11 protein-coding genes are annotated in these 14,718 nt (G+C 30.0%); 2 read left to right on the top strand and 9 right to left on the bottom strand.

Annotated features, from left to right (window positions below; all coding sequences use genetic code 11):
- Positions 1 to 37: 37 nt before the first annotated feature.
- Both OW730_RS14800 and OW730_RS14795 read right to left on the bottom strand, forming a co-directional pair.
- Positions 38 to 286, bottom strand: coding sequence for a hypothetical protein (locus tag OW730_RS14800; protein WP_271224830.1), 249 nt, complete (start codon positions 284 to 286; stop codon positions 38 to 40).
- 72 nt (positions 287 to 358) lie between these two features.
- Positions 359 to 1,270: an ATP-grasp domain-containing protein gene (locus tag OW730_RS14795; RefSeq protein ID WP_271224829.1), complete on the bottom strand. Its 912-nt coding sequence runs from the start codon at positions 1,268 to 1,270 to the stop codon at positions 359 to 361.
- A gap of 672 nt (positions 1,271 to 1,942) precedes the next feature.
- Between OW730_RS14795 and OW730_RS14790 the strand changes: the two genes are divergently transcribed.
- Positions 1,943 to 3,265 (top strand): alpha/beta hydrolase family protein, encoded by a 1,323-nt coding sequence (locus OW730_RS14790; RefSeq protein ID WP_271224828.1) that lies wholly within the window; start codon positions 1,943 to 1,945, stop codon positions 3,263 to 3,265.
- 126 nt (positions 3,266 to 3,391) lie between these two features.
- Here OW730_RS14790 and OW730_RS14785 read toward each other — a convergent pair whose 3' ends face one another.
- The 5 genes from OW730_RS14785 to OW730_RS14765 all read right to left on the bottom strand — a co-directional run bounded on the left by OW730_RS14785 (position 3,392) and on the right by OW730_RS14765 (position 10,134).
- Positions 3,392 to 3,517 (bottom strand): hypothetical protein, encoded by a 126-nt coding sequence (locus tag OW730_RS14785; RefSeq protein ID WP_271224827.1) that lies wholly within the window; start codon positions 3,515 to 3,517, stop codon positions 3,392 to 3,394.
- Positions 3,518 to 4,276: 759 nt separating this feature from the next.
- Complete coding sequence (locus OW730_RS14780) at positions 4,277 to 4,792, bottom strand: flavodoxin family protein (protein ID WP_271224826.1); 516 nt, start codon at positions 4,790 to 4,792, stop codon at positions 4,277 to 4,279.
- 83 nt (positions 4,793 to 4,875) lie between these two features.
- Positions 4,876 to 7,614: a glycoside hydrolase family 3 protein gene (locus OW730_RS14775; protein ID WP_271224825.1), complete on the bottom strand. Its 2,739-nt coding sequence runs from the start codon at positions 7,612 to 7,614 to the stop codon at positions 4,876 to 4,878.
- On the bottom strand, positions 7,611 to 9,956 hold the full coding sequence (locus tag OW730_RS14770) for a glycoside hydrolase family 3 C-terminal domain-containing protein (RefSeq protein ID WP_271224824.1): 2,346 nt from the start codon (positions 9,954 to 9,956) through the stop codon (positions 7,611 to 7,613). Before OW730_RS14770 ends, OW730_RS14775 begins: the two co-directional genes overlap by 4 nt.
- A 43-nt stretch (positions 9,957 to 9,999) precedes the next feature.
- Entirely contained in the window at positions 10,000 to 10,134 is a 135-nt protein-coding gene (locus OW730_RS14765; RefSeq protein ID WP_271224823.1) for a hypothetical protein, read from the bottom strand.
- A gap of 104 nt (positions 10,135 to 10,238) precedes the next feature.
- Between OW730_RS14765 and OW730_RS14760 the strand changes: the two genes are divergently transcribed.
- Positions 10,239 to 11,429 (top strand): helix-turn-helix domain-containing protein, encoded by a 1,191-nt coding sequence (locus OW730_RS14760; protein ID WP_271224822.1) that lies wholly within the window; start codon positions 10,239 to 10,241, stop codon positions 11,427 to 11,429.
- Positions 11,430 to 12,153: 724 nt separating this feature from the next.
- Here the strand turns inward: OW730_RS14760 and tnpB are convergent.
- Both tnpB and OW730_RS14750 read right to left on the bottom strand, forming a co-directional pair.
- Positions 12,154 to 13,251 (bottom strand): IS200/IS605 family element RNA-guided endonuclease TnpB, encoded by a 1,098-nt coding sequence (gene tnpB, locus OW730_RS14755; protein ID WP_333781220.1) that lies wholly within the window; start codon positions 13,249 to 13,251, stop codon positions 12,154 to 12,156.
- An 836-nt stretch (positions 13,252 to 14,087) separates the two neighbouring features.
- Entirely contained in the window at positions 14,088 to 14,621 is a 534-nt protein-coding gene (locus tag OW730_RS14750) for a hypothetical protein (RefSeq protein WP_271224821.1), read from the bottom strand.
- Between the last annotated feature and the right edge of the window lie 97 nt (positions 14,622 to 14,718).

Raw genomic sequence — 14,718 nt, 5'->3', positions numbered from 1 at the left:
TAGCTCCCCCCTAAAAATCATAATTGCTAATCAGTTTTTAAATATTATTAATAGTGTCTACTAATGCTTCAATCTCATCTTCTGTAATATCATCTAAGTCCGCTTCACAGGAGAACCCATATCCTGTTTCAAGATTGTCTATGATTTCAAAAACTAAACTATTATCTAAGTATTCATCTTTCAAAAGCTCTTCTAATGTTTCAAAATTCATGTTATTACTTTTATCAACTCTTCTAAAAATTTTTTTTAGTTCCTCTTTGGTAATTTTGATATCTTCATTTCTCATAATATATCTCCTTATCAATATCATGTAGTTTTTTGAACATTTTCCTAATCAAAATACTTTTATTTAATCTATCTATAATAAATTTAATCTAATTTTTAAGTAATCAAATATTTCTTTAGCAGTATTAATTCCTGTCGCTGCTTCTAATCCTTGAAATCCAGGTGACGAATTAGCTTCGCAAATTTTGTAATGTTCTCCATCAAATAATAAATCTATTCCAGCTACATCTAATCCTAATATTTTTGCACTCTCAGTAGCTAACCATTCTATCTCTGCATTCATCTCATAATTTTTCACCTTTCCACCTTGTGAAAAATTAGCTTTAAAACCTCCATCTCCTGAACATCTTTCCATACAAGCAACTGCTCTACCTCCAACTACAAATACCCTTAAATCTTTGCCAAAACTATCTTTTATGAATTCTTGTAAGATAAAATTCATGCTTGTCTTAGTAGTTGTCATAAGCTGCATAAGATCTCTAAAATCACTTTGATCATGAGTTAGATAAACTCCACTTCCTTGAGAACCACTAATACTCTTTACTACTACTGGATATCCTAAATACTTCTTAACTAACTCCTCATTAACTGGAAATCTAATAAGCATAGTCTTTGGAACAGGGAGATTATTAGTTGCTAGCATTTGTTGAGTATATAATTTATCCTTTACCATCTCTATATTATCCGGTGCATTTACAATATGAACACCTAATTTTTCAAGTTGTCTAAGAATTGCAAGTGAAAAATATGAAGTATGCGCACCTAATCTAGGTATAACAAAGTCTGGGATATCTGCTGGTTCACCATCTAAGAATACTGATTTTTCATCTCTTTTTGTTACAATTAAGTCAAATTGCTCTGGATGCAATATCTTTAGTTCAATGTCATTTTCTTTTGCAACTTCTAAAAATCTAAGATTTTCATAACTATCTTGTTTAACTCTCTCTTTAAATGGACTGTATAAAATCCATCCTTTAATAGTCATATATGTTTCCCTCCTGAAATATGTAATTATAGATTTTGTTAAAATAATTCATTAAATGATTTAACCAGCTTAATCCATGTATTGTTACTATGTTTGTGCGATAAATTTGTTTTTACCACTGCAAAATAACTCGAAAATCAGATGAATATTTACAATTACTAAACATGATATTTATAATTATTAAACTTCCATCTGATTAATTATACTTTTTAAATTTTAATAAAGCAATAGTTTTTTTTCCAAGTTTTATAATAAATTTTCAATGCTAATTTAATGCCAATTTTTTTGCATTTTATTTTCTGTATTTATTAATCCCCTGCTTATTTTACATACGTTCTCCCTTAGCATATATCAAGGGTTTACGTGTTATTGCCACCATATTATATTTGAAACTATTCTAAGTTATACTTATAATTTGCTTCATACTATATTAATCCAATTTTTCTTATGTCTATTGACATTATTACATAGCCTAGAATGCACTTAAGTTTTATACATTCTTACAAATTTGTAAAATACATGATATAATTAAATGGCTATTTAGTGAATATTCTATTTAATGTCTGACGTAATAGAACTTTAGAAAAAAACAACATGATATCATCCAAGAGCATTGTAAAAGTTAGATATAATATATATCAATGAAAACCATATAGATTGGGGGGAAAATCTATGGGAATAATTATATTATTTATTGCAGTTATTATCGAGACTACCTTTGCAGTATATTGTATCTGCTCTAAATCAAATCAGAAAAGGACTAGAAGCATTATGCGTATAAGCATTTTTGCTGTATTCATTGTATTTACATTAATGTCTATTATCAAATTGAATTTTCGATGGAAATCTATTGCAGTGCTGTTGTTTGTTTGGGCAGTATTTAGTGTGTTGACTTTGATACGTAACAAGTCTGATAAGAAAGAATATAAATGTCGAAGAATCATTATAAAAACCATATCTAATGTTTTACTTATCATTATTGCGTTGATTCCAATTTTTTTATTTCCTAAGTATGAAATGATAGAAACAACCGGTGAGTTTAAGATTGCAACCGACCTTTATACATATACCGATAAAAATCGAGTGGAAACCTACACTAATACAGGAGAAAACAGAAAACTAAACGTTGAGTTCTGGTATCCTGAAGCGACTGATGCAAAATATCCCCTTATCGTGTTTTCCCATGGTAGCTTTGGAATAAGAACAAGCAATGAGTCGCTTTTCAAGGAACTTGCCTCTCATGGGTATGTTGTTGCTTCCATAGATCATACATTCCAATCATTATTCACTACGGATGTGAAGGGAAATAAAACCTGGATTAATATGGAATATATAAAGGAGATCAAAGCTCAAGATGCCCATTCCCATAAACAACAAAGTTATGAATATTTTCAAAAGTGGATGGGAATTCGAAAAGGAGATATAAATTTTGTGATAGATTATATACTTACAGAAGACAATAACAATGATGCAGATAAGGTATATAAACTTGTTGACAAAGGGAAAATAGGCGTCATGGGACATTCTCTCGGTGGCTCAGCTGCACTTGGAATTGGAAGAAGGCGTGATGATGTAAGTGCTGTAATGGCTTTAGAATCCCCGTTTTTAGATGACATTGAGGGTGTAGATGATGATGGGTTTATTTTTACAGATGAGATATATCCAGTGCCTGTACTTAATGTGTACTCGGACTCCTCGTGGAGTCATCTTTCCGAATGGAGTCAATATGCAGAAAATTATACACTTCTCTCTGATACAGATGCAATTGCTTTTAATGCATATATCCAGGGGGTTGGACATTTATCACTGACCGATTTAGCACTTACCAGTCCATTATTAACACATTTTTTAAATCAGAAGAAATCAGAAACAGATACTGAATATTGCTTAAAAACAATCAATAAACTTACTCTTGAATTCTTCAATTGTTATTTGAAAGGTGAAGGGAAATTTCATCTGATGGATGTACCAGGAGATGTTGAGCATAAAGAGTAATATTGTTTATTAAAAATGCACAAGACAACCGTACCCTTGTGCATTTTTACGTTGTTAACTTGTAATGTTAGTAATTTATCATTTATATAAAGTATAGTACATAAACTATTAATTTATAAAAGTACCTTATTCTTTTGAATCATAAGCAATAATCAAAATTGGTTCTTTTCTTCCTTCATTCAAAGTTTTTTCAGCATTTTGTAATATTAACTTTTGATCTTCAGTCAAATTTGCAAATTCATAATCCTTCATTATTCATACCTCCTCTTTTTTTATCTCATATACTAAATAATCACTCAGAATTTTATAAAAGACATTTGGAATAATATATCATTTATATTATTTTTCTGATTACATTTAGTATTTGTATTTTATTATTTTTTATATACTCAAATCCATATTCGTCTAATAAAAAAATAAACAACAACTATTACTTTTTGCAAGAATAGAAGTTAAGAAAATTCAGAATATTCCATAGATTTTTTAAATCATTTATGTTATAATTAATTTAAGAAAAGATAAATCTTTTCTACAAATTCTAATTTATAATCAATCTTAAGAAAGTTAATCTATAAGTAACAGTGTTTTCAAAGTAATACCTTTTAAAGCTTTAATAAAGATATATTTAATTAGAAATGTAAAAGAATTAAGGATTTAAAGATTTTATTTAATTCTCAATCTTTAGAGATGATTTGATTTTTTGAAGTAAAATTAGTAAGAAGGGAATGTTTTTAATAGAAGAAAATGTATTTCTGATTAAATTAGAATTTGGTAAATAATCAATTCCTAGAAATTAAACTTAAAGGAATTGATTATTTATTTTTTGGCTAATATTAGGCACATTAATAATCAACCTCAATTTCAAATATTTCAATTTACAAAACACAAAAAGACTATGAAGTTTCATAGTCTTTTTCTACTTAATATTAATATATAAATAACATATTCCCTTATACCCTATCAAATACCAACTCTTACTTTAACACCATTAATTATGCAGTTAAGTATAATTTATAAAACAGTGCCATTCTGCAAGCTTTTAGCAAATTTTTTAGCATTTTGTATATCTTCATTATTTGGTCTTCCTTTATTCATCCCACCAAAAAATTTAAGAAAACTATTAGTATTAAACCCTTTACAGCTAAACTCATCTAAAATCGTGTACCCCTTTGATTCTAGAATTTTTCTTAAACATGAGTGGTCCTTTTTAACTTTCTTTTCACCTTGTACAGCACTTGTTGAGAATATAAATGCATTCTTTTGATTTACCTTTGGCACTTTATTTGCAAGGTCAATTAGAGGTTTATAGTGTTTTCCACTATCTATGCCTGCTCCAAAACCTATAAGATCATACTCCTGTAACTCTTCCAAAATCACCTGCTCTGGGGTCTTTACCTTTGCATTCAGTACCTCTGAAAATATACTTGCAATTTTTGCGGTATTATTATGATGATATGAGTAGGCTATAATAAGACACTTTGTTTCCATTGCACCTGTATATTTATTTCCTTCCTGAATTGTTTTCACCTCCAAGAAATTTTTGATATATTTTCTATAATATTTATTTTATGCTAATATATTTAATTATATTTGTGTAACTGCGCACCTTTTTATTCTATTAGATTTGTATAGTTAAGTAGTGCGTAACATATATTGTGTACACGTTCCCTTACACCTGTTAAAAAGCCTGAAGGATCTTCTTTGTACAACTTGTCAAAATCTCTTTCAAGGAAAGTCGGTGCAACACTTAACATTAAGTCATTTCCATATCTCATAGCTAAGTTAAGGTCCATAAAATCTCCTAGTACTGCATCTGTGGATACAACACCTACAAAGCCCCACTCTTCTCTAAGAACATCTTCTAATAACTCAGGATTTCCTCCTGCCCATTTATGCCCGAAATGAACGAAACTTGACATCACACCAGTCACCTCTGCTTCTTTTACTGTGATTTCAAATGGTCGTAAGTACAACTCTCTTATAGCTTGTTCGTTTGCCCATATCATGATACCTGATCTTGCATTAACTTCTTGTTCATTTAAAGCAAAGTGTTTCATAAAGACAAGGATGTCTTTTGATTGTGCACCTGCTACCATATTTGCACTTATTTTTCCTGACAGTAATGGATCTTCTGATAGGTATTCAAAATTTCTTCCACCAAGTGGTGATCTATGAATGTTCATACCAGGAGCATACCAACCGTCTACACCATAAGCGTTAGCTTCCATACCTATTGCTTCACCCATTTTATAAGCCAAATCATCATTCCACGTGGATGCAATTACAATTTCTGTGGGATAAGCTGCTGCTGTGTTTTGTTTAAAGAAGAAGTTAATCCCTGCTGGACCATCTAAAAGCAAACTACTTGGCAGACCAAGTCTCTCTACGCCAACAGTTCTATAGGCCCCATTTGTAACCAGTGCTTTCATTTCATCTACAGTGAATTGGTCTAAATATAATTGCCATTTAGGATCATCATATTCTAATCCCTTTAAGTCTTTTAGTAGAATATTATTTTCTGCACCTGTTGTAGGTTCTTCTAAATCAGATTTTTCTGGTCTTGCATAGAATTTTTCTACTAAAGATACTTCTGCTTCATATACTGTATCTTCAATATTTGGATATGTGTTTTCCCAGTCATTTCTAGACAAGTATCTTAAATTACCATCTGCATAACCAAATAAATTTTTTAGTTCTGTTCCTGTTACTTCATCTTCTTTGTATATAATCGTTTCTTTTATTTCATATGGAAGACTTAGTATATGTTTGTGAACATTATTACTGATTTTTATTTCATAATCTCCTGCTTCAAGGACATATGCTTCTTGCTCCATATCGTATGAAGACATATCTCTTTTATCAAATGAGATGGTAACTACTTCTGATTCTCCTTGATTTAAAAGTTTAGTTTTTTCATAGCCTGCAAGTTCGATAGATGATTTTTCAATGCCACCTTCATAATATGGTGGTTTAAAGTATACTTGTACAACATCTTTACCTGGTACTTCCCCTGTATTTGTTACTTCAATATCTATACTAATTGTTTCATCATCAAAATTTTCACTGAGTACTTTCCATTCAAAGTCTGTGTAACTTAAACCATATCCAAATGGATATTGTACTGTTTTTTCATAACCGGCTTCATCCTTTTGATAGTATGTTTCGAAATAGCGATAACCTACATAAATGCCTTCTTCATAGTTCATGAATCCTATACCATCAATGTTTGTGTATTCATAATCGCCGAAGTTTACTACTGAAGGGTGACTGCTTACATCGTATACATATGTGTCTGTTAATCTCCCTGAAGGATTTACTTCTCCTGTTAAGATTTTACCTAATGAATTCGCGCCTCTAGAACCTGGTGTACCAACCCAAAGTGCTGCTTTTATTTCTGGATACTCTTCTAAAAATGCTAGTTCTAATGTGTTTCCTGCATTGATGATCACAATAACATTTTCAAAATTCGCAGTAACAGTTTCTAATAGATCTCTTTGATTTTTGGATAGTCTTAAATCTTCAACAGTTGCATCTGATGCTTCCACACTGGAACTTGAAATAACAACCATAGCATTACTTGAGTAACTTTGAGCCTCTTTAATCATTTCCTCTGTTAAGTACTTTATATCTGGTTCATTAATCAATTCCTTGCCCATAAACATATCCAGTACTTGACCTAGGCCTGTTGATTTTTCCTTTCCTGTTAATGCTCTATTATCATTATAGTAGTCATATAAAGTAGTATTGTACGAAATATTTGAGTTTGACAAACCATCAAACAAACTGACTGCTCTACTTTGGTCAGCACCACCAGAACCACCACCACTTAATCTGAAGTTCAATGCAGAAAAACCAAATACATTTAAAGATTTGTCTGTTAATGGTAAAAAGTCTTCATCATTTTTTAAAAGTACAATCCCTTCATCTGATATCATTTCAGCAACTTCTTCACCGTGTTCTAAAGCTTCAATAGCTTCTGGGGTATCATTTGTCAGTTCAATACTCATCAAATTAGAGATGTCACCAATAACCGGTCCAAAAGTATAACCAACAAAAACAATCACAACCATCAAAAGTGCTATTATAGAATATTTTATAGGTCTACGTTTTAACTTTTTATAATATTTGTCATGGCGTTTGTTTAACTTTCTTTCTTGTTTGTCCATATTCTTTAAATCAAGTTTTCGTTCTTTTTTATTTTTCTTTTTTTCTAGTCTGTCATTGTTTTTTTCGAGCTTTTTTTGTTCAGCAGACAGTTTTGATATTTCTAACTTTCTTTCTTTTTGCTTCGCTTTGTCTAAAAGAAACTTTTCTTTTGCCTTTTGTTTGATTTCTTTTCGATTACTCATTTTCTCCCCCTCTTTATAAACCATTTATATTTTATCATTTTGAATAAACCTTTAAAGAAATGTCCATTCACCATTTCTATAAAACCATCTAACATTTCCATATTCATTCTGCCACCAGACATTCTTGCGATACTCCTGAAGGGCATTTCTAAAATAAACATGACATTATTAGATGTGATTGGTTTTTTCATGAATGAAAGCAAATTTTTAATAAACGGAATGAGTGCATACAAACATTTACCAAATATGCCCCCATATTTAGACTGTTCTACGATATCGTTTCTATCTAAAATTTTACTTTCATCCCAATTTGAGTTTGGCATTTTTTTACCATACAATTTCTCGAAATCTTCTGTTTTAATGTTGTGAACATCACATGAGTCATAAATTAAAACATCTATATTTTCATATGGTACTGTACTGTCTCCTGTTTTTGTCAGTTTTGATGACAGTCTAATATCACGTGATGATGCACCAATCAGTATTTCATACTCACCACTTGCTTCTACCCATTTTTTTTGATCCACATGGTAGTATGAAAAAGCATGTTTATCCAGTGGTATAATGATTTGTTTTTCTTCATTTGGTTTTAAAGGTACTTTCACAAAACCTTTGAGTTCTTTTTCTGCAGAAAATACTTTTCTATCTAATGGTTTTACATAGAGTTGAACTATTTCTTCTCCTTCATACTCCCCTGTATTTCTTATACTAAAGGATGCTGTTTTCCCATTGAAAATTAAGTTCTTATATTCATAAGATGTATAAGACAAACCATAACCAAATGGAAATAATATTTCTTTTTTAGCAGTGTCATAATATCTATACCCAATAAAAATACTTTCACGATGTTCTGATGTCAGGTATTTTCCAGGATATATTTTACTTGAAGGTACATCTGAGTAAGATATAGGATAACTTTCTGACAGTTTACCTGATGGATTTATATCACCTGTTAATACTTTTACAATAGCACTACCGCCACCTTGTCCTGGTAAATAACTGTGCAACACTGCTTTTACTTTTTCTATAAAAGGCATCTCAATAGGTGATCCACCGGCAAGAATGAGTACAATATTTCCATTCACTTCATGCAATTTATCCAATAACAGAAGTTGATTATCAGAGAGTCTCATATGTTTTCTATCTATACCCTCTGCTTCACTGCCTTCGTCTAATCCTAAGAAGAGTAATACTATGTCAGATTGTTTTGCTAAATAACATGCCTTATTTTGAAGTGTTTTGCTATGGCCACCTAATCTTTTAAATCCTTTTTCATAACCAATAACATTCAAAGATGATTTTTTGATTTCATTAAGTAGACTATCTATCTTTGTTGGTACAATGAGTGAACTGCCTGCACCTTGGTATCTTGGTTTATCTGCAAAATCTCCGATTATAGCAATTTTTTGGTTTCTATCTTTAAGTGGCAGCATTCCTTCATTCTTTAACAGTACTAAAGATTTACATGCAGCTTCTATTGCCATTTTGTGTTGTGTTTCTTCTGAGATAGTTTTTGTACAGTGTGTATGTTTATGTGTATCAAATACTATACGTAATAATGACTCCACACGTTCATCAAGTATAGCTTCTTCTAATTCATTGTTTTTTACTGCTTCAACAATCTCTTGATCTGTCATGCCATTTGTAGATGGCATTTCCAACTGGTTACCTGCTTTTAAACCTTCTACACGGTTATTGTTGCCACCCCAATCTGTAACGATTAAACCGTCAAAACCCCATTGGTCCTTTAACACATTTTTAAGCAAATAGGTATTTTCATTAGCATACACACCGTTAACTTTGTTATAAGATGTCATGATTGTCTTAGGTTTACCGTCTTCTACTGCATATCTGAAGCCTTCTAAATACAGCTCGTGTAGTGCTCTTTCATCTACTATTTCGTCCACAATCATTCTTCTTGTTTCTTGACTGTTTACTGCAAAATGTTTGGGACATGCAGAAACACCTGTTTTTTGTATCCCTTGAATCATTGCTGCCGATAGTTTTCCTGTAAGGTAGGGATCTTCTGAAAAATACTCAAAATTTCTACCACACAATGGATTTCTTTTTATGTTAAGACCTGGTCCAAGTAACACGTTCACGTTTTCATTGGAAGCTTCATTTCCTATATATTCACCCACTTTTTTTATGAGTTCTGTATCCCAACTGTTTGCAAGTGTAGCAGCTGTTGGAAAACATGTTGCTGGAATACTTTTGTTAAGGCCTAGATGATCTGCTTTTCCCCCTTGTTTTCTAAGACCATGAGGACCATCAGTAAGCATAATTGATGGTATGTTCAAACGTGGAATGGCTTTTGTATTCCAAAAGTTAGCGCCTGACATCAAAGAAGCTTTTTCTTCCAATGTCATTTTTTCGATTAGTTCTTTATATAACATGTTGCTGTTTCTCCTTAATTAGTTTGCTGCTTCTTTTATGTCCCCCATAGAGTACTGTTTCAAATATTAACATACCCAATGTAAATGCTCCTAATAACACAAATAAAAGTTTTTTAGACTTCATAATTCCTCCCCTTCTTTTCTGATTAATTTTATTGTATACTAATATAAAATCTAAAAGATAATATATAATCGTCATATATAATACATTTTCGTTTAGGAGGGAACATGTTATATAATTCTAAAGGACAGTTGATTGAAAGACACATAGACCAAGTCTGTACTATGTTAACAATGACTACTGGTTATTATGTCAATTATTTTGATAAGAATTACGAGTTAGGAGAACTAGCTATTGAACAAACTTTGTTAGAGCCATGTGATGGCTATATTCGTAATAAAATTTTAGAGAGTTCTAATAATACTGATATGACTTCCGGAATACTTTATCTCGAATGTAATGAAATTCTTTTTTATGTACACCTGTATTTCAAATCAAATTATTCAGGTACTTTATTTATGGGTCCTATGAAGATTAATACTGCTTTGACTGATAATACGCTTCAAGAAAATCTTAAGTTCATAAAGTATTATGAGAGACTACCTCTTATCAGACAAAGTCAATTATCCAGTTTCATGGAGTTGATGATTATTGCATCTAATTCTCAAAGACAAATGCAGTTAAAAGAGATTGACTTACACTATAAAGAATCTGCTGACTATGAAGAAATAAAAATAGATACTGGCAGAAGAATCAAACATCATTCTTTATATACAGAGGAAAAGCTCTTTAATGATGCCCTTACTAAAGACATTGATATTGTTACCATGTTAGGGAAGAGTTTTAGATCTCTTATACTGCCGCCTCTTGCAGATAATCCTATTAGAAGTCAAAAGAACAGGGTTATTGTTGGTACAACAATTATTGCACGGTCTGCTATTAAATTGGGGATGAGTTCTGAGGAAGCATTCAGTGCTTCTGATATGTTTATCAGAGAAGTTGAAAAACTCAATTCACCTAATGATATATTGTTATTTCAGTTTAAAATACTGAAATATTACAAACAAAAGATCAAAAATCTTGAAAAGAATACTGATTACTCTGAGAGTACTAAATTACTTTTAGAATATTTAGAGAACAACATTCTAGACAAGTCTTCCCTCAATGATATATGTGATAAGTTAGATTTAAATTATAAGTACGTATCTAAAAAGTTTTCTACTGAAGTAAGAGCAACATTTTCTAAAGTAAGGGAAAATAAACGACTTGAAAAGGCCGCGAACTTACTCCTTAGATCACAAATGAACGTTACTGAGATTTCTGAAGCAACTGGTTTTAACTATACATATTATTTCACAAAAAAGTTTAAATCATTTTATGGGATGACACCAACTCAATATAGGAAAACCCACTTATAGAAGATAGGAGTCTTATAATCACCCCATAGGTACTTCAAGAAATTGGAATGGAATGTAAATTACTTGTTGCTACTAAAATTCACTCAATAACTAGCAAAGCAACATATACAGCCTAAGAAAAAAGCAAGAATGAAAGTTAAGAAGATTCAGATAACTTGTAGATTTTTTAAATCATTTATGTTATAATTAGAAAGTTAATCTACAAGTAACTGTGTTTTCAAAGTAATACCTTTTAAAGCTTTATTAAAAATATATTTAATTAGAAATGAAAAAAGAATTAAGGATTTAGAGATTTTATTTAATTCTCAATCTTTAGAGATGATTTGATTTTTAGAAGTAAAATTAGTAAGAAGGGAATGTTTTTAATAGAAGAAAATGTATTTCTGATTAAATTAGAATTTGGTAAATAATCAATTCCTAGAAATTAAACTTAAAGGAATTGATTATTTATTTTTTGCTAATATTAAACAGATAAAAAAAGGCAACTCAAATTTCAAACCATACAATTTACAAAACACAAAAAGACAGTGAAGATTCAACCATAATCGCTTGAATTAGACTTTGTAAAATTATAAATTATCTACAAATATAAGTGAACTACCCTCCACTTACTCACGCTGAAGTGGGGGCTTCTTGGTGTATCCAAGAACTTTTCCTGCTTCACAGATTTCGCAATCTACTTTCTCCACAGGCTATCCCCGTAAGACCTACGGTTCTTATTTTTTTAGGCTATTTCTAATAACCCTTGCTTCAAGATATTCCTACTGGCATTTATATCCCTATCATGAATGCTATCGCATTTAGGACATTTCCATTCTCTTATATGCATTGGCATTTCATCTAAAACATGATCACAATTATTGCATGTTTTAGATGATGGATACCATCTATTTATTTTATGAATTTTTCTTCCATACCATTTTGCCTTATAATCTAGAATAGTAACAAATTTATACCAACTTGCATCTGAAATACTTTGAGCTAATTTATCATTCTTCATCATATTTTTAACTGATAAATCTTCAAGAATTATAACTTGATTATCGCTTATAATTCTTTTAGATAGCTTATGGATGAAGTCTAATCTTTGATTAGATATACGTTCATGTAGTCTAGCAACCTTTATTCTTTGCTTATTCCAATTGTTACTGTCTTTTTCTTTACTACTTAATTTTCTTTGTTCCTTTGCCAATTTATCTAATGACTTTTTTAGATACTTAGGATTTTCAATCTTTTCACCATTTGATAATATTGCAAAATGACATAACCCTAAGTCTATACCAACATTCCCCGATACTTTTTTTAATGGCTCTATCTTTGTTTCAACACATATAGATACAAAATATTTACCACTTGATGTTTTAGAAACAGTAGCATTTATTACTCTACCTTCAAAATATCTATGAATTTTTGCATTAACATATTTCAATTTAGGCAGTTTTATTTTATTTTTTTTAATTTCAATATTGTTATTCACAAAATTACTTGTATATGTTTTATAGTTGTCTCTTTTACTTTTGAATTTTGGTCTGTCTGCTCTACCTTCAAAGAAATTTTTGAATGCAGCATCAAGATTTCTTATTGACATCTGCAGTGATGTACTATCAACTTCTTTAAGCCATACAAGTTCTTTTTTCATACTTGGTAATTGATTTTGTTGTTCTGTATATTTCATACATCTTTTTTCTGCTTTATATATTTCATTCCTTTGGTTTAAGAAATGATTATATACATATCTTGAACAACCAAAAGATTTTTCAATAATCTCTATTTGATTTTCATTTGGATATATTCTGAATTTATACGCTTTATTGATTTTCATTACTTTCAACACCTTTACTCTTCAACACAATCATAATGAATCTTAAGAACATTCATTCTTATTATTTCACATTTATGATTTTTTATCCATGTAAAAGTATTAAGGTTACGCATTCATCTCCACTTATAGAAGATGGGAGACTTTTGCTAGTTACGTTAAAGAGACTAAATCTCAAAATGATTTGAAACTCATTTTGAATTAGCCTCTTAATAGTATTAACTGCTACACTTAACAGTTTATTTCTTTGAAATTGGAATATTAATTTTTTCTATATTAAAGAAAGAAATATTTTCGATGACTAACAAGAGAGATTTTATCAGCTCAAGAAGTTGGTGTTTCACCCATGAAATAGTGGCATTATGAAACAACGTATCAATTTCACACGAAAGTGCTCGAATCCTTTGAATTCACTAATTTACGAAAGGCTTGCTCACTTTGTTATGGTGGATTTCTGATTAATCTTCCTCGCATACATTCTGTTAGCAGCATGCTTATGAGGAATCCCTGATGAATTACAATCAAATACATAATAAATGGTTTTTCAACCAAACACTGTAGTGCATTTAATCCCCCATCTCATTTCTCTTATAGTTAATATATTTTAAACATAATTAATCCAAGTACATAAGTAATACTATTAGCTATCAAAGTATATACTAAGATTCTCTTTTTGTTTACACAATTATTTCATTTTTCAGTAAATTTAGATTCATCACGTATCTCAATTCAACAATACAACTAACACCTAGTAAATATTATTTTTATTCTCTATTTACCAGTATTTTCGATATACTTTGGCAAAGAGCTCAACATTATAATAAGTGTTAGGAATAAATTTACTCAGTATAATCCTCTATGGAAGTTTTATTTAAATAGTCATAAAAAAATCGATTTTTATATTCTTTATAAAAAAAAGAATATCTAAGCTCTGATTTTTGATAATCATAAGCTTCTGTTATGATTCTTTCAAGATATTTATTTATGTGTTTTAATTCAGATATAAGTTCCTTTTGTTTATTCTCATCTGAAATTATTTCTTCGTAATTTCCATATTTATTAAAAAAGTTATTCCATTGAAACAAATCGGATACGAAAGTTGTATCCTCATTCCAAAATAATGTCATAGTATAATTTTGAATACTGTTAAAATCTTTATTCCATTGTTCCTTTGAAAGATTATTATTTAAAATATTTTCTTCTAAAAAATAACTGTGAAATTTTATTAATTCTAGCTGCTTTATATAAACAGTTCCTAATTTTGCTTTATATTTTGCTGAATAAGAGTAGAGTTTAAAAAAACTTAAAAGAACCAATAAACAAATAGCAATAATGAAAAAGTGTTTGGTTGTTATTTTTCTAATGAAATTCATAAATTTATTCTGAGTGTTTTATTATTTGCACTTCAGAAAATTACACCTACCTTTCAAAACAGTATTATATAACTTAAATCTATATAAGATCAGTAAA

Source organism: Oceanirhabdus sp. W0125-5 (assembly GCF_027938815.1).
Classification (GTDB): domain Bacteria; phylum Bacillota; class Clostridia; order Clostridiales; family Clostridiaceae; genus Oceanirhabdus.
The sequence above is the reverse complement of the archived record's forward strand: the minus strand, read 5'-3'. Positions and strand labels throughout refer to the sequence as shown.

Bases quoted from the DNA above. Each gene is read 5' to 3' on its own strand.
- OW730_RS14800 (WP_271224830.1), bottom strand. From the start codon at position 286: ATGAGAAATGAAGATATCAAAATTACCAAAGAGGAACTAAAAAAAATT.
- OW730_RS14785 (WP_271224827.1), bottom strand. From the start codon at position 3,517: ATGAAGGATTATGAATTTGCAAATTTGACTGAAGATCAAAAGTTAATA.
- OW730_RS14765 (WP_271224823.1), bottom strand. From the start codon at position 10,134: ATGAAGTCTAAAAAACTTTTATTTGTGTTATTAGGAGCATTTACATTG.
- OW730_RS14775 (WP_271224825.1), bottom strand. From the start codon at position 7,614: ATGAGTAATCGAAAAGAAATCAAACAAAAGGCAAAAGAAAAGTTTCTT.
- OW730_RS14795 (WP_271224829.1), bottom strand. From the start codon at position 1,270: ATGACTATTAAAGGATGGATTTTATACAGTCCATTTAAAGAGAGAGTT.
- tnpB (WP_333781220.1), bottom strand. From the start codon at position 13,251: ATGAAAATCAATAAAGCGTATAAATTCAGAATATATCCAAATGAAAAT.
- OW730_RS14750 (WP_271224821.1), bottom strand. From the start codon at position 14,621: ATGAATTTCATTAGAAAAATAACAACCAAACACTTTTTCATTATTGCT.
- OW730_RS14770 (WP_271224824.1), bottom strand. From the start codon at position 9,956: ATGTCAGGCGCTAACTTTTGGAATACAAAAGCCATTCCACGTTTGAAC.
- OW730_RS14790 (WP_271224828.1), top strand. From the start codon at position 1,943: ATGGGAATAATTATATTATTTATTGCAGTTATTATCGAGACTACCTTT.
- OW730_RS14760 (WP_271224822.1), top strand. From the start codon at position 10,239: ATGTTATATAATTCTAAAGGACAGTTGATTGAAAGACACATAGACCAA.